Here is an 18476-nt window from a genome sequence, read left to right as displayed (position 1 = left end):
CGTTCCGGAGGGGGTCCCCGCAGCCGCGCGCCCTGGCCACCGCCCAAGTGCGCACCATCAAGAACATCGTCGCCAGCAAGCCCTTGATCTGCGCCGATCCCCGGCTCATCGCCACGGCGCAGGCCAGGGGTGACCGCCTCAACGGGTGTGGAGAGGCACGCGGTTTCACGCCCGACATCCCTGCGCGCGCCGTTGCGGATGAGCGTGCGTGCCGGAGCACCTGCCGCTGTCCGCCCTTTGTCCTGGCTTCCTCACTCGTTCCATACGCCGACTCGACAACTCTCGGAGGAGGCCGCAAAAAGCGGAGCAGTCTTGGCCGAACCTCCGGGCTCCTCGCTGCTACCTAGTCGGTGAAGCGCCGGGTTCCCGGGAGGTATCAGTTGGAGGCGACGCACAGTGAACTTCGGCAGACCGGACGGCATGCGACAAGCGGTCGTGACCTTTGAATCGTCCCGCTTAGGAACTCACGAGGCGGACGACGAGCAGGCGCTGCGCGGGACCGAGCAGGGCGATCGCAGTGCCCTTGTCACTCTGTACAACCGGCATGCGCCCGCGTTGCTCGCCCATCTGACGCTGGTCACCGGAGACCGCGGCCTGGCCGAGGAGGTTCTGCAGGACACGATGCTCGCCATCTGGCGTAACGCCGGGTCCTTCAAGAATCAGTCGTCGGTACGCTCGTGGATCTTCTCGATCGCCCGTCGCCAGGCCAGGGACCGGCTCAGACGCCGCCGGCCCAAGGTCGTGAGCCAGGAACTGCTCTCCGAGCACCCCGCCGCCGAGCCCGGACCCGAGGACATCGTGTTCGACCGCGCCAAGGCGGCGATGGTGGCCAGGGAGATCAAGCGGCTCAGCGTCGTTCACAGAGAAGTGCTCAACCTGACGTTCGGCACCGGGTTGTCCCTGGCCGAGACGGCCGCGGTGCTGGACGTCCCCATCGGAACAGTGAAGAGCCGCCTGTCCGCGGCAAGAGCGGCCCTCGCCAACGCCCTGACCAAGAATGGATTCGAGTGATGAGCGTGGCATCAGCACACGTGACCCTTGAGGAATTCGTCACCTACTTCAACGGTACGAACGGGGACGAGGCATTCTGGGCCCACCTGTCGCACTGCGACCACTGTCAGGCCCAGATGCGGGCATGGAGTTCCGTCGCCGGCGGCGTCCGCCAGGCCGCACCCCTCTCGCCACCCCCGCCCGGACCCCTCTACGATGCGCTCGCGGCGATCGACAAAAAGACACCGGCCTCAGGCAGACGCCGGCTTCTGACCGGCAGCCGAGCCGGGCTACTCGCTGCCGCCGCCGCGATCGTGGCCGGCACCCTCTATGTCTGGCCGTCCGCACAACCGCAGGTGTCCATCCAGGCCAGCGCCAGGGCCGTGGCGGCCTCCGCCGTCGTGGCCACCGAGTGCGCCGACCTCAAGGTGGCCGCGGGAACGCTGGAGTCAGCGGACGGCGGCAGCCTGATGCTCCGCACCACGAACGGAAAGGAAATCAAGGTCGCGGGCAACGACGCCAAGGTCACCCGCCAGGTGGCCGGCACCCTCGCGGATATCACTGACGGCACCACGGTGATGGTGCGCGGCGAGGGCGTCGAGTCGGGCGACAAGGTGACGGCTCAGCAGGTGGCGGTCCTGCCCCACACCATGAAAATGCCACAGATGCCCAATTGGGGTGGCCGGCTCAACATCACCAAGATGATGGCCACTCGGGGAACCGCCATGGGTACGGTATCCGGCAACTCCGCCGCAGGCTTCACGATCAAAGGCCGTGACGGCACCGCGATCCAGGTGGCCACGTCGGACTCGACCTCAGTCACCAAGCAGGAAACCACAGACACGAGCGGGCTGGTGAAGGGCAAGTACACCGTCGCGGTAGGCACTCTGCAGGATGACGGCACCCTGATCGCCACCACGATCCAGCAGAACACGCTCACCAACGGCGCGGCACCCTCGCCGCCCAGCGAAATGGCCGAGAACTTCGGCGACAAACTGCCCAAGCCGGGCGACCGATCCAGCGAGATGCCACACGACCTGCTGCCGAGCATGCCCAGCGGCTTCCCCAAGAAGCTGTCCAACGACATGTTCTCCGGACTCGGCTGTGACGCCGACTCCATCGCGAACACGGCCGTGCTCGGAGTGACCGCTTAGGTAGCCAGAAGGGGCCGGGAGTACCGTGCTCCCGGAGTCGCTCCGAACAACGCCGCCTGGTGGGCTTGCAGCCGTTGGGCCTCCAGCAGGCTGCGCGCGCCGCACGCGATCGCCGCGGCCAGGACGTGCGCGCGGTCCCGCCAGGTGACGCGCTGCCGATGCGGCCACAGCCTGCCGAGCGCCTCGGTCAGCCCGACCCGGTCGGCGAGCTTGTGCGGCAGCACCGCTCCCGCATGGCCCACCAGCCCCTTTTCCGTCGGCTGTGACAGACAACCGGCGGTCCCACCCGGTACGCTCATTCACCAGAAAGGTGCACCTGCTTCTGCACTGGATAGGCGTAGACACCCAAAATCCTTGCAGGTCAGGGGCACCTTTTCTCATGTTTCAGGCAGAGCCGGCTCCCTCGGCCGAATACTCGAGGTTGGTCAGTGGTGCCCGGCCGCCCGCGACCACCGCCTCACCATCGGGCCACCGTTCGTTGTCCAGCAGCACCTCGTTGGGTCCGCAGCCGGCCCACGGCCTCCACCGCCTGCCGGGCTGCAGCACCTCGTTGGGTCCGCAGCCGGCCCACGGCCTCCACCGCCTGCCGGGCGCCCTCGGCGATGAACTCGGGCAGGAAGCCGTCGAGGTCTCCGAGATGATTGTTGAGCAGCCCCAGTGGAGACACCGGCCTTGCGCGTGATGGCCCGGCCGGTCAACCCGCCAGGCCTCTCGCGCACCTCCGCGCGGAAGGTCATCCAGACGTTCCTGAGCCCGAACTGGTCTCCCAAGCCGTCGACCCGCTTCGCCTACATCTCCGTACTATTGGGATATGACTGCTGGGCATCCGGAACCCGTCCGCCGTGATGAGTGGCGCGTCTCGCATGACGAGCGCGAAGCGGTGGTAGAACGGCTGAACATGGCGGCGGCCGAGGGCCGGATCGACCTCAGCGAGCTGGACGTGCGGCTGGGCCTGGCGTTGAACGCCAAGACCTACGCCGATCTGGCGCGCCTCACTGCCGATCTGCCGCCGGATGTCCCGGCGGATCAGGAGCCACTGCTCCTCAAGGGAGGTATGAACGGTGTGACACGTTCTGGGCGCTGGGAGGTGCCTGGGCGCATCACCGTGTACGGCGGGATGGGTTCCGCCAAGCTCGACTTCACCCAGACCGAGTGCCGGCTGCCCGAGATCCAGATCGAAGCGGACGGCCAGTTGGGTGGCATCACGATCATCATCCCCGACGGGTGGGCCGCGGACACCTTCCGGATGGACGGTGGCCTCGGAGGTTTCACGGACAAGACCACGCCGCAGCGGCTCCCCAGGACGCCGCTGATCCGCCTCACCGGCACCGGCGGCGCGGGCGGGGTGGTCATCCGGCACCTCAACAACTGGGAACGCCGCAAGAAACGACGCCTTCAAGGACGTTGAGAGAGGCCGGGCGTTTGGCTCCGCGCTACGCCGGGGGTGGCTGCTCACCTCACTGAGATGTCTCACCGGGAGATCAGGATCAGCCGGACTCCGCGAGCAGATGTACGACACCGGCCGGATTCTTGATCCAGTGGGTTCTGGAATCGAGGTTCTGCAGGGGCTCCACCTCGTCACACGGGTGGATACCGATGCCGGCCAGTTTGCTCGTCGCCGCGTCCAGGTCGTCGGTGTGGAGTTGCAGCCACAGGTCGGGCCGGCTGTAGTTGTCGACGCAGTCGAGCCACAGCGTATTGGGACCGAACCGCACCGAATGAGTTCTCGAGACGGTCGGAGCGTAGGAGACGTCGTCCTCCTTGACGTCGAAACCCAGAGTGTCGCGGTAGAAGGCCACGGTGGCCTCGTACTGTGCCTTGGGGATCTTCATGGCGATGTTCAGGCCGGCCGTGAATTCAGGCTTGCTCATCGGTGCGTGACTCCTTGGTTCGTGTCAGTGGCGTCCAGTGCGTGTTCCAGCGCGGCCAGCCGGTCATCCCACCTGTTGGCGAGCCTGGCCAGCCAGACCTGGGCCGTGCGAATGGCGGCCGGCTCCAACCGGTAGGGGTGGCGGCGGCCGACCGGTTCGCCGGTGCTGATCAGGCCCGCTTCGGCGAGCTGGCCGAGGTGCTTGGCGACCGCCTGGCGGCTGATCGGCAACCGCCGCGCCAGATCGGTGACGGTTGCGGGACCCGCGCGGGCGAGCTCCTCCAGCAGCGCCCGCCGCGTCGGATCGGTGAGCGCCGCGAACACCGCAACGGCCTGCCCTTCCGCATCAGGCGGCCGCATCAAGGTAGGTCTCCAGGTCGACGAGCTCCATGTCCCATCCCTGACTGTTGGCCTTGTGGGCGGATCGGGCCAGGTCGTCGGCAGCTTGGGCGAATCCGCTCTCCACGAGGCGCAGCCGGGTGCCGTCCTGTACCGGCTCCAGGGTGAAGTCAACAAGCGTCTGGGGTGCGTCATCCTCCGGCAGGCCCTCGATTCCCCACCTGAACGCGAAACGGTGTGGTGGGTCGACCACCGCGATCGTGGCGACGGATTCCTCCCCGAGGTCGTCCCAGCGGAAGAACGCTCGCCCGCCGGGCCGCAGATCTACCTCCGCCACCGAGCCGAACCATCGCGAGAGCCCTTCCGCGGTGGTCAGCGCCGCCCACACCCGCTCGATGGGGTGCCGCAGCACGACCACGCGTTCGATCGCGTCCGAATCCATGCCCAACCCTCCTTCGCAACCTGTAGGTTGCTATTAATTGGCAACCTACAGGTTGCCATCGCTGCCCGCAAGCCCCGAATCGAAGGACGACTTACTACAGCCACGACCGGACCGGAGGCATGAGCGGGGCACGCCCTCCCCAGATTCACCGGGCGGGAACGATGCCGTCCCGACCGACACCGATGTCCGCGATCGCCCAGCGCCCTAAATCGCTCAATCTTGGTCGGAGAACGAAATTTGATAGCACTCTGTAGCCCGGTTCGCTCGAAGGTTCCCTCATCTGCACGCTGGTAAATGCGAGATCGACTCGCGTGGTGCTCAGGTCGACTGGAGATTGAGTGCGATGAGGAAACCCGAGAACGTGGTGGTGACGGTCCGCCAGGAGCATTGGTGTGGGTCGGTCCAGAAGTCGCTGGCGATGACCCGGGGGTTGTGGCGGTCTGTCCGGTAGTCCAGTGCGATGGCGACGTCGTCGCCGGGGTTTCTGTTGACCGCGATGAGGACGGCGGCTTCGGCGTCGAGCCAGGGGAGGTCCGAGGGGTGAGGCAGGGTGCTGCTCCGGTGGACGCGGAACAGGTCTCGGGATGGGGGGTCATCGGCGAAACGGTCTAGCGCTTGTGACTCTCGTGTCATGGCCTGGGTGCTTTCGAGGAAGTCCAGGGGACTCTCGAACCAAGGCATGGTGCTTTTGAGCGCGTCGTCACCTGGATGCTTCCAGCGGTGGTCTGCCAGCAATGTGATGAGCGGCGGAGGCAGTGGAAGCTGGCGAACGAAGACAGCGGAGCGTCCTGCTGCGCCTGGAGATTCCATGTGGTCATCGTGCCGTATGCACGATATCTGGCGGTCAGGCTTCGGCGCGGGCTCGACTTTGAGCGAGCCGGTAGGAGTCGGTACCGGTCTCGATGATGTTCCCTGTCAAGTCAGCATGTTGAAGATCTTGGCGTCTTCTTCATTGCTCTTGAACGCGTGCGAAGAGGACTGCCCCTGGAGCACTTCCGTCCAGATCGAGCAGCATCTGGGCCTTGACCGTGAACCCGGCATCGCGCAACCATCCCGCCACTTGAGTGGGCTGGCGCAGGTGAACGTGAACTTTCATGGGATGCCCGCCGTAACCTCGGGTCTTCAGCCGTGACTCGTCACCGACGTGAAACCCGAGCAGTAGAGTCCCGCCGGGCCGTAGCACTCGCTTGAAGTGGCCGAAGGCCCTGGGAACCGCATCGTCGGGGACATGAATCAGCGACCAGAAACCGAGCAGGCCGGCGACTGAAGCGTCCGGGAGGTCGAGATCGGTCATCGACCCAACCTCGAACCGCAGATGAGGGTGGTCACGTCGGGCCACTTCGATCATCGTGGGAGAAAGGTCGATGCCGAACGCGTCGAGGCCCAACTCCTGCAGGTAAGCCGTGACGTGCCCCGGTCCGCAACCAACGTCAGCCACCGGACCGTCTCCTGCGGTGCGAACCAACTCCGCGAACAACGCCAGAGTTGCCCGGAGGTAGGGGTGCTCATCCAGCGCCTCGCGCATCTGGTCGGCGTAGCTGACTGCGACCGTGTCATACGAGGCTCGAGTATTCTCCAACCAGTTATCCGTGTTCATGCGCTGACACCCTAGTGGGCGATCAAGGTCTGAGTTCCTTGTTCTTGTTCGTGATCGCCTTCTTCAGCTTCGTGACCTCGGCGCGGAGCCGGACCTCGGCGTCTGGGGTCGCGCCGTGTGCCTTGACCCGTTCGTAGAACTCGTTCTTCAGGTCGGTGTGGCGTTGTTCTCCACGATCCGCTTGTCTCATGAGACATCGTCTTGATGGGACGTGTAGCCGACCGCATGGGTCCTACTTCGGCGTCTGTTGGACAGCGAAGCGCGCGGTCCAGGCGGACGCGGAGGCCAGGTGGTCATGCAGATCCGCGTGGCGGAACTGGTAGATCGGGCCGACCTCACGCAGCAGTCCAAGCCGGTGGGCGTCTCGGAGAAACTCCATGACTCGCCAGGGAAGCCGATGTCGGAGGGCCAGTCGGGCCACCGCGATGGTGCAGACCAGCCACGCATGATGGTTCCCGTTCATGAGCCCGCCCACGAGCCCGAATACGAGCCCCAACGGGAGCCCGAGCACGAGCGCCCACGCGAGCGTGCTCTCGAGCCCCAACGAGAGCCCGAACACGAGGCCGCTCATGAGCCCGAACACGAGCGTTCGAAGGAGGGTGAGTGTTCTGTCGGATCGCCAGGTGGAGTGGGGGGAACTGGTTGATGTGAGGGTGGGCTGTTCTGCCCATTTGATCAGCCCTCCCGCGAGCCCGCCCGCGAGCCCGGCCGCAGGCCCGGTGTTCAGCCCGAACACGATCGCGGCCGGCAGCCCAAGCTCGAGCCCGAGTTGGAATAGGATCTTGAAGTCGTTGTACGCGTTAAACCCGCCGTCCTCGAGCATGATTTTGATGGTGAGCCCGAACGCGAACACGAGCCCAAGCATGAAGCTGACCACGAGCCCGAACACGAGCCCGACCACGAATCCGACCACGATGCCGGGCCTAATGGTTCGGAGAGAGAGGCGTTGGCCATGGAGGCTGGCATAGCCGGGTGTTTGGTCAACCCATGACCTGCCCAAGAACCCGGCTGTGAGCCCGGCTGTGAGCCCGACTGCGGGCCCGACCGCGAGCCCAACCATGAGGCTGAGCCCGACTGTGAGATCGACCGGGAGGTCAAGCACGAAGCCGGACACGAGCCCGGACACGAGCCCGGACACGAGCCCGACCACGAGCCCGACCACGATGCCGATCAGGCGCCTGATGTGCGGTGTGGTGCGAGCGATCCGCCACCAGGCGATGTCGCGGGTGGTGGCCGGGTGAAAGGTGTGAGCGAGATAGGTCAGGTATCGGCAGGTTTCTTCGGGGGTCCATGGGTGGCGTGGGCGGAAATGATCAGCCGGATCGCTGCTGGGTGGGTGGGCTTCGACGACGGCGGGGATGACGTGGTTGAGCAGATGGGTGCGCAGGGCGGCGGCGTCGTTGCCCAGGGGGCCGGCCAGGGGGCGGGGGTCGGCACGGGAATCGACGTAAACGGTGCGGATGAGCCATAGCCCAAGGGGCGTGGCGGCCAGTTCAGCAAGCCCGGGGGCCGTGTGCTGGACGAGTGCGTTGAGCACGTGCTTCCAGGCGGGGGATGGGGAGCCGGACAGACAGTCGCGCAGGTAGTCGGCGGCGTCTTGTCGGCTGAGTGCGCGAGGTGCGATGACCTCGGCGGCGACCAGGGGTCTGCCGGCCTTGTCGACGGTGGCGCGGAACTCGGCGGTGCGGCTGGTGAGAATGAGGTAGTCCCGCTCGCCCAGGGACTTGTTGAGAGCGGCCATGATGCGGACACGCTGATCCGGGCTGATCTCGTCCAGTCCGTCGAGGATGGGCAGGATGTGGCCGCCGCGGGCCAGCGCGCCGGCGGCGCCGGGGCCGAGCTGGGGGGTCTTCAGCGCCGGGTAGTCCTGTTCGAGGCGGTCTGCCAGCCAATCTTGCAGGGTGGGGTGGGTGGCGGTGTTCCAGCCGCTGATGGTCAGCAGCACCGGCACCGGCTCGGTCTTGTCTCCTGCCGCGGTGTCCTGGTCGGCGTCGCGGGTAGCCAGCAGCTGCAGCAGGAGTTGGACGGCCAGGGTGGTTTTGCCCGTTCCGGCACCGCCGGTGATCACCAGGCGATGACAGGCACGGAATTGCCGGGCCAGGGCAGCGATGTCGTTGCTGTGGCCGGCGAAGATGTCGCCGCCTGGGGCGATCAGGTGGGGTGGGCTCATCAGCGCCTGGTTGGTGGTGCGCCGCCAGCGCACTGGCATGGGACGCGGGTCGTGCACCAGGCGGTGCCGGGCTTCCTCGCGCCACTGTTCTTTGACGCGTTCGGCAAGGGTTTGAGCGGCAGCTTTCACGTTGGTGATATCCGAGCGTCCTGACGACGTTCGGAATGTGACCCATATCCCGGCCGCCGCGCTGACAACGCCTATTGCACCTAGGAGAATGGCGAAGAAGTCAAGAGGATGACCCTTGCTGTCGTCACCTGACCAGTTCACCCAGCGCAGCGACATGCCCACCAGTCCGAGCAACGCGATGATGGCCAGCGCCGCCATGAGAACTGGCCGGCGGGCAGGGGGGCTCCTCACCCTCCTATCCTGGCTTGTTGATCACGGCGAGTGCGACTGTAGTGATGGATTCGTAGCCACAGGTTCCTTTCGTCCGACTATGTCCGGCGGGCGATTCGGGCCGATCAAGGCCGGTCGTGTTCTTGGCCGCGGGACCGATGGAGGGAGGTGACCGTGCCGCTGCGGGCTGCCAAATCCTGCCGCAGCAGGGTGTTGTCGTGGTGAAGGGCTGCGATGGCGGTGGCGGCCGCGTCCAGGGAACGCTGGAGGGTGCCGCATTCGCGGGTCTTGTCGGCCAGCTTTCGTTTCAGGTCGGCGATCTCGTCGTCGCGGCGGGCCTCTCCGCGGGTGATGGTGCCGTGCTCGGTGACGTGGGCGTCCTTCTCCGCCTTGGTCATCCGGGCCATCAGCGCCCCCTCGCGACGCCAAGCGCATCAAGCCTCCCACCACGCCGCTGTGACTGGCACCAGAACTCGCTGAACCGTCACTCATCCGGCTGCACAGCGGCACCCAAACTCACTCGCAGCTGGCACCAGAACTCACGCGGCGGTTGCCGATGCGTTCGATGCGGACCGTGCGGAACAGCGGCTCACCGGTCGCGACGTGGACGGCGTTGGCGCAGACCGTCACGAGAGTGTCGGTGGGGGCGCTGCGCGGTCAGCGGCACGCGTGGCTGTGCCCCGTCTGGCTGCCGAGACAGGGCGAAGCGCGATGCGGGTCCCAGATCAGGGACTGGCTGTCCCCGATGGGAGCCCGGCAAGCCTTGTCTGCATGCCAAAGCCTGCCTGCTGACCTGGTCAAATACGTCATCTGCCGGTTTTCGGGACGCGGTGCTCACGGGAATGCTGATCCCGGGGGCAAACTGCCGCCGATGCGGCCGGCCGATCGGAGCTTGGTTGATGCGCGACAGTTCACCGCGATTCCCGATCCATCTGGACAGGAACCACCTGCCCGAGCCCGAGTGGGACTACGCAGGCGCGAAGATCGGCATGTACGCGACCGAGTCGACCCCCGACTTCCCGATACCGCATCAGGCGCCGGAAGGCGCGCCGAACATCCTGCTGGTGCTGCTCGACGACGTGGGCTTCGGCTGGCCGAGCGTGAATGGCGGCCTGGTCAGGATGCCGACCGCCGAGCGGCTGGCCGGCAACGGCCTGTTCTACAACCAGTTCCACACCACCGCGCTGTGCTCGCCGACCCGCGCGGCGCTGCTGACCGGGCGCAACCACCACACCGTGGCGACCGGCGTGATCCAGGAGATGGCCACCGGCTACCCCGGCTACAGCGGCCTCATCCCCAAAGGCACCGCGACCTTCGCCGAACTGCTCAAGCACGCCGGCTACACCTCGGCCTGGTTCGGCAAGAACCACAACGTGCCCGACAACCAGACCAGCCCGGCGGGCCCGTTCGACAACTGGCCCACCCACCAGGGCTTCGACTACTTCTACGGGTTCATCGCGGGCGAGACCGACCAGTTCTTCCCGTCGCTGTACCGCGACACCCAGCCGGTGGAGCCGCCGGCCCAGCCGCAGGACGGCTACCAGCTCACCCGCGACCTGGCCGACGAATGCGTCGGCTGGATCGCCAGGCAGAAGACGATCGCGCCCGGCCGCCCGTTCCTGGCCTATTTCTCGCCTGGTGCGGCGCATGCCCCGCACCAGCCGCCGCTGGACTGGCGCGGCCGTAATGCGGGCCGCTTCGACATGGGCTGGGATGAGTACCGCCGGATCGTGCACCAGCAGCAGCTCGATCGCGGCATCATCCCGGCAGGCACCCGGCTGACCGAGCGGCCGGAGCAGATCCCGTCCTGGGACAGCCAGCCTGAAGAGCATCGCCGGTTGTTCGCGCGTCAGGCGGAGAACTTCGCCGACTTCCTGGAGCACACCGATCACGAGGTGGGCCGGGTCGTGGAGGCGATCGAGCAGCTGGGCGAGCTGGACAACACGCTGGTGATCTACATCATCGGTGACAACGGCTCCAGCGGTGAAGGCTCCTTGATCGGCACTCCCAACGAGGTCATGAGCCTCAACGGCCGCCAGCCCACGATCGAGGAGGCGATCAGCTTCCTCGACTCCTGGGGGCTGCCGGGCACCTCGCCGCACTACGCCGTCGGCTGGGCTCATGCCGGTGACACGCCGTTCCAGTGGACCAAGCAGGTGGCCTCGCACTTCGGCGGCACCCGCAACAGCATGATCGTGTCATGGCCGGCCCGCATCGCCGAGGTCGGCACGGTGCGCTCGCAGTTCCACCACGTCATCGACGTGACGCCGACGCTGCTCGAAATCGTCGGTATGACCCACCCGACAGAAGTGAACGGCTACATCCAGAAACCGATCGAGGGCACCAGCTTCGCCTACACCTTCGACGCCGCGAACGCCGACGCGCCCAGCCGCCGCACACGGCAGTACTTCGAGATGATGGGCAACCGGGCGATGTACGCCGATGGCTGGATCGCCTCCTGCCGGCACGGCCGCCTGCCCTGGGAAACCACGGGCACCCACAACTGGGACGACGACGTATGGGAGCTGTACAACCTCGCCGACGACTTCAGTCAGGCCGTCGACCTCGCCCGGCAGGAGCCCGAACGGCTGCGGGCGCTGCAGGACCTGTTCATGGCCGAGGCCGCCCGCTACAACGTCCTGCCACTGGATGACCGCTTCGCCGAACGACTCGACGTGACCCTGCGCCCCAGCCACTTCGCCGGCCGCCATCGCGTCACCTTCCACGAGGGCATGACCCGCCTGCCGGAAGGCAGCGGACCCAAGCTCGTCAGCGTCCCGCTCACCCTCACCGCCACGGTCGACATCCCAGAGTCCGGCCCCGAGGGCGTGATCTTCGCCGTCGGCGGCGACGCCGCCGGATGGTCGCTGTTCGGCTGGCAGGGCAAGGCACGCTTCCACTACAACTTCTTCGGCATCCGCCGCCACGACCTGCTCTCGCCCGACACCCTCCGGCCCGGCCGCCACACGATCGCGGTGACGATCACGCCACAGACCGCCCGGCCCGGCGGCCCCGCGAACGTCACCATGTCCATCGACGGAACACCCGCGGGCGAAGTGCATCTGCCCGAGCAGATCCCCCAAAGATGCGGCACCGAATGCATGGACGTCGGCATGGACTGCGTCTCACCCGTCTGCGACGACTACGCCGGCAAGGGCCTGTTCCCCTTCACCGGCACGATCCACGAGGTCACCTTCGACTTCCCACAGGTGACCCAGCCGACCGGACACGAACGGCTTGAGCTGGCCACCAGGATGGACTAACCAGCACGCGGTACTCGTCTGCACGACGATCACCCATGGCGATCTTCTGAAGTGTCCGTTGGGGGATCCCTCAACGAAACACGTCTCATCGTCGGTCGGTGGCGACGCGACCTGCGGCGACGTCGCCTCACATAGGTGGTCCGCGAAGCTGTCCGGTGACGGGGAGCTAAACGGTTGATGTGACAGGCGTCACCTCGGGGATGCGGCATCTCAATGCAACCCGCTGACCTCAGGTCGTGAGCCTTGCCCGGCAACGCTCCGGACGTCCACAGAATCGTCCCATCCGGCGAGGCGCTGACCTGCGCGTTCACGCCGTGCAAGCGGTGCTTGCCGGAGAAGTAGAGCCGGTAGGCCGACCCGGTCGGTGTGGATCAGCGTGCCGTCCAGGACCAGGTAGTACAGCCCGTCCTGCTTCGCCTTGCGCAACACCACGGTGAGCTTGGGCGAGCGGGCCGACAGCAGCGCGACCGTCTCCTCCACATACCGCCACGCGGTCGCCGTCGACACGCCAAACCCCGCTCCAAGCTCAGTGAACGTCTCGCTCTTACGCAGGTAGACCAGCACCAGTAGCGCCTGCTGACCGAGGTTCAGCCGGCGCCAGACCGACCTCATGGACTTACGGTGGCGCCGGATCACCCCGGCGACGTAGTTCAGGGTCTCCTGAGCAGGTCACAGGCTCAGGGCCGGTTCATTTCCGGGGCAGCGCCGCGCGACCGGCCTTCTCGAAAGCCCTCGCGCGGCGTCCGAGCCGGCCTTGGAAGCCACGCGAGAACCGCTCGGGGTGCCGGTGGCCGCCTTGCCGGGTCTCCGAGGCAAGTGCGTCATCCGGGGCCGAGCGGCCCTCCGCTTCCGGGGTGGAGCGACTCAGTTCTTGTATCTGGCCAGAGACCCCCAGTTGCACAGGCTCTGGGAGTATCCGCTGGCGGCCGTGACATTGTCATATTCTGGGATCGAGTCGCCGGAATACACCGTCGTCTTCTGCTCGGGCATACCGGCGGTGAGCATCCCCCCGATCGACGGGGCGATGTCGGGGACCGGCCAGCGGGGCGTGCCAGGTCGCGTAGCCGCCCTGCCACCAGTGCTGCGGCCCGATCTGCGACGGCACGGTGAGCCCGGCATCCTGCCGGGCGGTGATCTCACCGTCCACGTCGGGGCTGCCGAGCGCCTTCAGCGTGATCCACAGACTGTGGAGGAACCAGGTGGCCGCCTGCGTGGAGTCGCCGCCTGCCGCCATCGCGATGTTGATGTTGGTGGTGAACGCCTCCGCGGCCACCGCCGCCACCAGCGCCGCACACGTCTGCGGTAGTTGTTTCGCGGTCGTGAGCGCGCCGAGCGCGTCGGCCACGGGCCGGTACCCGGTCTGGAAGGTGGCGAGCACGCTGGCGGTCAGCGCCGGGGTGAACGTGCGGTTCAAGCCGGCCAGGTCGTCCTCAAGCCTGCCATCGTTCACCGGGGCCGCCTGCCGGGCCGCGTCGGTCATCACGGCGATCGCGTAATCCTGCCACCAGCCGGGAGTGATGGCGGGGCTGGCCGCGCGGGTCGCGGCCGCCACCGCCGCCGAGGCAGTGGTGGCGGCCGCCGCGGCAGAACGCATCGGCGTAGCCCGAGTACGGGCCGCGGTAGCTGTAGGACGAGAAGTACACGAAGGTGGACTCGTCCGGCTGCGGCGCCGCGGTGGCGGAAGCGGGTCGAGGCCTGCTCTGGGCGCCTGCCGCGGTGGCAGCCTGCCCGGCACCACGGGCAGAGGAGCCGGCAGTCAGCGCCGTTGCCGTGGCAGTGCCGGCCGGGCCACCGACCGCGGTGGCAACGACCCTGCCGGCCACGGCCCGGGTTGCCGTCCTGCCGACGCCGCCCCTGCCGCGACCTCTGCCGCCGCTTCCGCCGCCGCCTCTAAGGTGCATGGCGCGGCGTACGGGCGTGGTCAGCTTGGAGATCACGGCGTACTTCACGATCCGGGTGAGCGTCGAGCCTTGACCGCCCTGGATGAAGATCCTGCGGGAGATCCAGGAGGGGATGCGTACCAGGATGATCAGCAGGCAGAGCGCCAGGATCAGGTTGACCAGTTGCCCGGACGGGGCGACGCCGATGAGGAACCGGCCGTCCTGGCAGAAGAAGATCCGTACCGCGAGTACCAGGGTGAGCGACTGCGCGACCTGGATGACCAGCAATCCACCGAAGGCCCGCCACCAGAACCACGCCATCCCGTCGGTCTGCGGCAGCGCGTAGAAGGCCAGCGCCAGGCGCCCGCTGGTACGTCACCGGCTGGGGCGGTTCTTAAGACCCTCGTAGGGGCGATGAGGACCCCACCGTAAAGCCGCAGGTTGAACGTGGCAAGAGGCGCGTTCGGAGGAGCCGTTTTGCAGCGAACCTCCGGTTGTGCAGAAACCCTGGAGGTTCGCTGCAAAAACCATGATCAAGCACCCGCAACTTGGATACGTGGAAGACCTCGATTCATCACCACATCAACCGTTGATGACCGCCCAGGGTGCAGAAGCAAACATGACCAGAGTCAACCATGTCGCTCCCGTCCGCAGCGTCCTGAGAGAAACACTGATCGAAGCTCAGACTCAATGCTTCACAGCATGGGCCATACCACCACCTCAGTGATCCCACACGACTGGATGGCACGCCCGTAGCGATACTTCTCCCGTTCCAGGACGCAGCCAACGCCCTCAAGGACTGGAAGAACTTACTTGAACACACCCTCGCCCGGTCGCGAGGCTCCCGCCCACGGTCAAATGACGGTCAAACGATCAAGAGGCCAGATCCGCGATGATGGGATCTAGCCTCTGAACTGGTGTTAGTCTGTGGGGCTACCAGGACTTGAACCTGGGACCTCTTCCTTATCAGGGAAGCGCTCTAACCGTCTGAGCTATAGCCCCGCTCGCATCCCGAACGCTATCGCATTCACCCTGCAGAGGCGAACCAGTTGTTCGGGACGAGAAAAAGCTTACCGCCTCCGACAGGCTGCTCGCGCCGTCCCGCGATCCAAAGACCTCGGCCGGCGCGAGCATCCGTTCGTTCCTACTCGGCCTCGCTGAACGTCACCTCGACGCCGCCCACAAGGTCAGAGGCGATGTTGTAGATGACCGCCCCCAACGTGGACAGGGCAGTGATCAGCACGACGTTCACAGCCCCGATCAGAGCCGTGTACCCGAGGATCCGCACCGGCTCGAACCACGAGGCGATGTCGATCGAGATCGCGTTCTGTCCCTGCTCGCCCTGGCCGAGCTGGTTGACCAGGTCCACGATCGAGTCGAAGACGCCCAGGGCCGACAGCACGCCGTACAGGACGGCCACCGCCACGAACAGCACCACGAAGCAGACCAGGGACACCACGAAGCTGAACTTCATGGCCGACCACGGCTCGACGCGGCGCAGGACCAGGTGGGCCTTGCGGGGGAGCCGGCCCCCGCCGCCACCACCCGACGACTTCTTCTTCTTGTTGGTGCCGCCGCCCGGCAGTTCGATGGCCGGTGGCGCCTCCGAGGCCAGGGACGGGCGCAGGCGTACCGTCTCGTTGCCCTCGCCCGGTGGTGGCCCGGTCTGCGGCGGCGGGCCGGGGGGCATGGGCGGGGCGGACGCGCCGCGCGGAGGTGGGCCGGGCTGCTGCTGCGGCGGCCCCGGCTTGTTGTCGTCCGGGGCAGGCATGGGCCTGCCCTGCGCGGGTGAGGTGTCCTGGCCTTCGTCGATCGCGTCGAACATCTCGGTTTGTGCGGGCTGCTTCTTCGGCTGCTGGCCGTTACCAGAAGTCGCCTTTGTCCTGGCGGAGCCACCCTGGGCGCTCATGGACTACTCTCCTCCCCCGTCTTCCTCTATCTCCACCGAAGTCTCCAGCGACTCAGCGTTCCGGGCGAGGGCCACCACGCTGTCGCCTTCAGCGAGATTCATCAATCGCACTCCCATGGTCTGGCGGCCGGACTGCTTGATCTCACCGGCACTCGTCCGGATCACCCCGCCGGCTGACGTGATCGCGAAGACCTCGTCCTCTGGGTTGACCATGACGGCTCCGACCAGCTTGCCACGAGAAGATACGATCTTCGCAGTCAGCACGCCTCTACCGCCACGTCCTTGAACTGGATACTGCTCCACTGGCGTCCGTTTTGCGTACCCAGCCTTCGTCGCGATAAGCACATCTTGACCGTCCGCGATCCGATTCATGGCAAGAAGTTCGTCACCTTCGAGGAACCTCATGCCGATAACACCGCTGGTCGCCCGCCCCATGGGACGCAGCGCCTCGTCGGAGGCGGTGAACCGGATCGACTGCGCGCCCCGGGAGACGAGCAGCAGATCATCTTCTTCGGAGACCAGACGGGCTCCGATGACCTCGTCGTCATCCCGCAGGTTGATCGCGATCAGACCACCGGACCTGGGGGAGTCGTACTCCGACAGGCGGGTCTTCTTGACCAGGCCGCTGCGCGTGGCCAGGACGAGGTAGGGGGCGACGTTGTAGTCGCGTAGGTCGAGAACCTCCATGACTGTTTCGTCGGGCTGCATGGCAAGAAGGTTCGCCAAATGCATGCCTCTTGCGTCGCGGCCGGCGTCCGGCAGCTCGTACGCCTTGACCCGGTAGACCCGGCCCTTGTTCGTGAAGAACAACAACCAGTGGTGGGTCGTGGTGACGAAGAAGTGATCGACGATGTCGTCCTGACGCAGCTGAGCACCGCGTACGCCCTTGCCGCCGCGCTTCTGGGCCCGGTACAGGTCGGTCCTGGTGCGCTTGGCGTAGCCACCGCGGGTGATCGTGACGACGATCTCTTCCTCGGCGATGAGGTCCTCGATCGACATGTCGCCGTCGTAGGCGATGATCTCGGTCTTCCGCTCGTCACCGTAACGGTTGACGATCTCGGTCAGCTCATCGTTGATGATCTCGCGCTGCCGGCTCTCGCTGGCCAGGATCGCGTTGTACTCGGCGATCTGCGTCATCAGCGAGTCGTACTCGTCCTGGATGGACTGCCGCTCCAGGGCGGCCAGCTTGCGCAGCTGCATGTCGAGGATGGCCTGCGCCTGCACCTCGTCGATCTCCAGCAGCGCCATCAGGCCCTGCTGAGCGGCCGAGGCGGAGTCGGAGGCCCTGATCAGCGCGATGACCTCGTCGAGCCGCTCCAGCGCCTTCAGCAGCGCGCGCAGGATATGGGCGCGCTCCTCGGCCTTGCGCAGCAGGTAGCGCGTCCGGCGGACGATGACCTCGATCTGGTGGGCCACGTAGTGCCGGATGAACTGGTCGAGCCGCAGCGTGCGCGGCACGCCGTCGACCAGCGCCAGCATGTTGGCGCCGAAGGTGTCCTGGAGCTGGGTGTGCTTGTACAGGTTGTTCAGCACGACCTTGGCGACCGCGTCCCGCTTGAGCACGATGACCAGGCGCTGCCCCACCCGCGAGGAGCTCTCGTCACGTACGTCGGCGATGCCGGTGAGCTTGCCCTCACGCACCAGCTCGGCGATCTTCAGGGCCAGGTTGTCGGGATTGACCTGGTACGGAAGCTCGGTGACGACCAGAGCCTGGCGCCCCTTCTCCTCCTCCACCTCGACCACGGCCCGCATGGTGATCGAGCCCCGGCCGGTGCGGTAGGCGTCCTCGATGCCCCGGCGGCCCACGATGAGCGCCTTGGTGGGGAAGTCGGGGCCCTTGACCAGCTTGATCGCGGCTTCGAGCAGCTCCTCGTCCTCGGACTCGGGGTGCTCCAGCGCCCACCTGACCGCCGCGGCGACCTCGCGCAGGTTGTGCGGCGGGATGTTGGTGGCCATGCCGACCGCGATGCCGCCCGAGCCGTTGACCAGCAGTTGCGGGATGCGCGCCGGCAGGACGTCGGGCTCCTGCGACTTGCCGTCGTAGTTGGGACGGAAGTCGACGGTGTCCTTGTCGATGTCGCGCAACATCTCCATGGCGATGGGCGCGAGCTTGCACTCGGTGTACCGCATCGCCGCCGCCGGGTCGTTGCCCGGGGAGCCGAAGTTGCCCTGCCCGTCGACCAGCGGGTACCGCAGCGACCAGCTCTGCGCCAGGCGTACCAGCGCGTCGTAGATCGAGGTGTCTCCGTGCGGGTGGTAGGTGCCCATCACGTCACCGACGACGCGGGCGCACTTGAAGTAGCCGCGGTCAGGACGGTAGCCACCGTCGTACATCGCGTAGAGCACCCGCCGGTGCACCGGCTTGAGGCCGTCGCGCACGTCCGGCAGCGCTCTGGACACGATGACCGACATCGCGTAGTCCATGTAACTGCGCTGCATCTCGGACTGGATGTCCACAGGCTCGATGCGCTCAGCCGGGGGAGTGGTGTTCACGTCCGTCACAGGTAAAGGTCCTTCTTGTGG

18 protein-coding genes, 1 tRNA gene and 1 pseudogene are annotated in these 18476 nt (G+C 66.6%); 4 read left to right on the top strand and 16 right to left on the bottom strand.

Annotated features, from left to right (window positions below):
- Window positions 1-435 precede the first annotated feature (435 nt).
- Both AB0I81_RS09160 and AB0I81_RS09155 read left to right on the top strand, forming a co-directional pair.
- Window positions 436-1011 carry an RNA polymerase sigma factor gene (locus AB0I81_RS09160; protein ID WP_360652549.1) on the top strand — a complete coding sequence of 192 codons (576 nt, stop codon included), beginning with the start codon at window positions 436-438 and terminating at the stop codon, window positions 1009-1011.
- Window positions 1011-2144: a hypothetical protein gene (locus tag AB0I81_RS09155; protein WP_360652546.1), complete on the top strand. Its 1134-nt coding sequence runs from the start codon at window positions 1011-1013 to the stop codon at window positions 2142-2144. Before AB0I81_RS09160 ends, AB0I81_RS09155 begins: the two co-directional genes overlap by 1 nt.
- On the opposite strand, the gene AB0I81_RS09150 is transcribed toward AB0I81_RS09155, so the two are convergent.
- The gene (locus tag AB0I81_RS09150) at window positions 2141-2443 is read right to left on the bottom strand and encodes a hypothetical protein (protein WP_360652543.1); all 303 of its coding nucleotides are present in this window, start codon (window positions 2441-2443) and stop codon (window positions 2141-2143) included. The two genes, AB0I81_RS09155 and AB0I81_RS09150, sit on opposite strands and share 4 nt — an antisense overlap.
- 158 nt (window positions 2444-2601) lie before the next feature.
- Window positions 2602-2811 carry a hypothetical protein gene (locus AB0I81_RS09145; RefSeq protein ID WP_360652540.1) on the bottom strand — a complete coding sequence of 70 codons (210 nt, stop codon included), beginning with the start codon at window positions 2809-2811 and terminating at the stop codon, window positions 2602-2604.
- A 144-nt stretch (window positions 2812-2955) separates the two neighbouring features.
- On the opposite strand from AB0I81_RS09145, the gene AB0I81_RS09140 reads away from it, so the two are divergent.
- The gene (locus tag AB0I81_RS09140) at window positions 2956-3552 is read left to right on the top strand and encodes a DUF1707 domain-containing protein (RefSeq protein ID WP_360652537.1); all 597 of its coding nucleotides are present in this window, start codon (window positions 2956-2958) and stop codon (window positions 3550-3552) included.
- 79 nt (window positions 3553-3631) lie between these two features.
- Here the strand turns inward: AB0I81_RS09140 and AB0I81_RS09135 are convergent, their stop codons facing one another.
- From AB0I81_RS09135 to AB0I81_RS09100, 8 genes are all read right to left on the bottom strand, one after another.
- The gene (locus AB0I81_RS09135) at window positions 3632-4015 is read right to left on the bottom strand and encodes a VOC family protein (RefSeq protein WP_360652534.1); all 384 of its coding nucleotides are present in this window, start codon (window positions 4013-4015) and stop codon (window positions 3632-3634) included.
- Window positions 4012-4374, bottom strand: coding sequence for a metalloregulator ArsR/SmtB family transcription factor (locus AB0I81_RS09130; protein ID WP_360652531.1), 363 nt, complete (start codon window positions 4372-4374; stop codon window positions 4012-4014). Before AB0I81_RS09130 ends, AB0I81_RS09135 begins: the two co-directional genes overlap by 4 nt.
- Window positions 4361-4795, bottom strand: a complete 435-nt coding sequence (locus AB0I81_RS09125) for an SRPBCC domain-containing protein (RefSeq protein ID WP_360652528.1) — start codon at window positions 4793-4795, stop codon at window positions 4361-4363. The genes AB0I81_RS09130 and AB0I81_RS09125 overlap by 14 nt, the downstream gene beginning before the upstream one ends.
- Window positions 4796-5113: 318 nt before the next feature.
- Window positions 5114-5605 (bottom strand): hypothetical protein, encoded by a 492-nt coding sequence (locus AB0I81_RS09120; RefSeq protein ID WP_360652525.1) that lies wholly within the window; start codon window positions 5603-5605, stop codon window positions 5114-5116.
- A 139-nt stretch (window positions 5606-5744) separates the two neighbouring features.
- Complete coding sequence (locus AB0I81_RS09115; RefSeq protein WP_360652522.1) at window positions 5745-6392, bottom strand: class I SAM-dependent methyltransferase; 648 nt, start codon at window positions 6390-6392, stop codon at window positions 5745-5747.
- A gap of 22 nt (window positions 6393-6414) precedes the next feature.
- Window positions 6415-6582 carry a hypothetical protein gene (locus AB0I81_RS09110; RefSeq protein ID WP_360652520.1) on the bottom strand — a complete coding sequence of 56 codons (168 nt, stop codon included), beginning with the start codon at window positions 6580-6582 and terminating at the stop codon, window positions 6415-6417.
- 42 nt (window positions 6583-6624) lie between these two features.
- Window positions 6625-8889: an NACHT domain-containing protein gene (locus AB0I81_RS09105; RefSeq protein WP_360652517.1), complete on the bottom strand. Its 2265-nt coding sequence runs from the start codon at window positions 8887-8889 to the stop codon at window positions 6625-6627.
- Window positions 8890-9026: 137 nt separating this feature from the next.
- Window positions 9027-9299: a hypothetical protein gene (locus AB0I81_RS09100; protein WP_360652514.1), complete on the bottom strand. Its 273-nt coding sequence runs from the start codon at window positions 9297-9299 to the stop codon at window positions 9027-9029.
- A 501-nt stretch (window positions 9300-9800) separates the two neighbouring features.
- Here AB0I81_RS09100 and AB0I81_RS09095 point away from each other — a divergent pair.
- Window positions 9801-12164 carry an arylsulfatase gene (locus AB0I81_RS09095; RefSeq protein WP_360652512.1) on the top strand — a complete coding sequence of 788 codons (2364 nt, stop codon included), beginning with the start codon at window positions 9801-9803 and terminating at the stop codon, window positions 12162-12164.
- 233 nt (window positions 12165-12397) lie between these two features.
- On the opposite strand, the pseudogene AB0I81_RS09090 reads toward AB0I81_RS09095, so the two are convergent.
- From AB0I81_RS09090 to gyrA, 6 genes and pseudogenes are all read right to left on the bottom strand, one after another.
- Window positions 12398-12818: pseudogene (locus AB0I81_RS09090) on the bottom strand (transposase family protein); the annotation flags it as partial.
- A 283-nt stretch (window positions 12819-13101) separates the two neighbouring features.
- Window positions 13102-13614, bottom strand: a complete 513-nt coding sequence (locus AB0I81_RS09085; protein ID WP_360652509.1) for a hypothetical protein — start codon at window positions 13612-13614, stop codon at window positions 13102-13104.
- On the bottom strand, window positions 13595-14365 hold the full coding sequence (locus tag AB0I81_RS09080) for a hypothetical protein (protein WP_360652506.1): 771 nt from the start codon (window positions 14363-14365) through the stop codon (window positions 13595-13597). Before AB0I81_RS09080 ends, AB0I81_RS09085 begins: the two co-directional genes overlap by 20 nt.
- Window positions 14366-14972: 607 nt before the next feature.
- Window positions 14973-15046: transfer RNA gene (locus tag AB0I81_RS09075), tRNA-Ile, on the bottom strand.
- A 142-nt stretch (window positions 15047-15188) separates the two neighbouring features.
- The gene (locus AB0I81_RS09070) at window positions 15189-15953 is read right to left on the bottom strand and encodes a DUF3566 domain-containing protein (protein WP_360652503.1); all 765 of its coding nucleotides are present in this window, start codon (window positions 15951-15953) and stop codon (window positions 15189-15191) included.
- Between the two features lie 3 nt (window positions 15954-15956).
- The gene (gene gyrA, locus AB0I81_RS09065; protein ID WP_360652500.1) at window positions 15957-18455 is read right to left on the bottom strand and encodes a DNA gyrase subunit A; all 2499 of its coding nucleotides are present in this window, start codon (window positions 18453-18455) and stop codon (window positions 15957-15959) included.
- Between the last annotated feature and the right edge of the window lie 21 nt (window positions 18456-18476).

This window comes from Nonomuraea sp. NPDC050404 (assembly GCF_040655495.1).
Lineage (GTDB): Bacteria > Actinomycetota > Actinomycetes > Streptosporangiales > Streptosporangiaceae > Nonomuraea.
This window is presented reverse-complemented; position numbering and strand designations above follow the sequence as displayed.

Excerpts from the sequence above, each read along its gene's own strand:
- AB0I81_RS09150 (WP_360652543.1), bottom strand. The coding sequence starts at position 2,443 with ATGAGCGTACCGGGTGGGACCGCCGGTTGTCTGTCACAGCCGACGGAA.
- AB0I81_RS09135 (WP_360652534.1), bottom strand. The coding sequence starts at position 4,015 with ATGAGCAAGCCTGAATTCACGGCCGGCCTGAACATCGCCATGAAGATC.
- AB0I81_RS09080 (WP_360652506.1), bottom strand. The coding sequence starts at position 14,365 with ATGGCGTGGTTCTGGTGGCGGGCCTTCGGTGGATTGCTGGTCATCCAG.
- AB0I81_RS09155 (WP_360652546.1), top strand. The coding sequence starts at position 1,011 with ATGAGCGTGGCATCAGCACACGTGACCCTTGAGGAATTCGTCACCTAC.
- AB0I81_RS09070 (WP_360652503.1), bottom strand. The coding sequence starts at position 15,953 with ATGAGCGCCCAGGGTGGCTCCGCCAGGACAAAGGCGACTTCTGGTAAC.
- AB0I81_RS09130 (WP_360652531.1), bottom strand. The coding sequence starts at position 4,374 with ATGCGGCCGCCTGATGCGGAAGGGCAGGCCGTTGCGGTGTTCGCGGCG.
- AB0I81_RS09115 (WP_360652522.1), bottom strand. The coding sequence starts at position 6,392 with ATGAACACGGATAACTGGTTGGAGAATACTCGAGCCTCGTATGACACG.
- AB0I81_RS09105 (WP_360652517.1), bottom strand. The coding sequence starts at position 8,889 with ATGGCGGCGCTGGCCATCATCGCGTTGCTCGGACTGGTGGGCATGTCG.
- AB0I81_RS09120 (WP_360652525.1), bottom strand. The coding sequence starts at position 5,605 with ATGGAATCTCCAGGCGCAGCAGGACGCTCCGCTGTCTTCGTTCGCCAG.
- AB0I81_RS09095 (WP_360652512.1), top strand. The coding sequence starts at position 9,801 with ATGCGCGACAGTTCACCGCGATTCCCGATCCATCTGGACAGGAACCAC.
- AB0I81_RS09140 (WP_360652537.1), top strand. The coding sequence starts at position 2,956 with ATGACTGCTGGGCATCCGGAACCCGTCCGCCGTGATGAGTGGCGCGTC.
- AB0I81_RS09110 (WP_360652520.1), bottom strand. The coding sequence starts at position 6,582 with ATGAGACAAGCGGATCGTGGAGAACAACGCCACACCGACCTGAAGAAC.
- AB0I81_RS09125 (WP_360652528.1), bottom strand. The coding sequence starts at position 4,795 with ATGGATTCGGACGCGATCGAACGCGTGGTCGTGCTGCGGCACCCCATC.
- AB0I81_RS09100 (WP_360652514.1), bottom strand. The coding sequence starts at position 9,299 with ATGACCAAGGCGGAGAAGGACGCCCACGTCACCGAGCACGGCACCATC.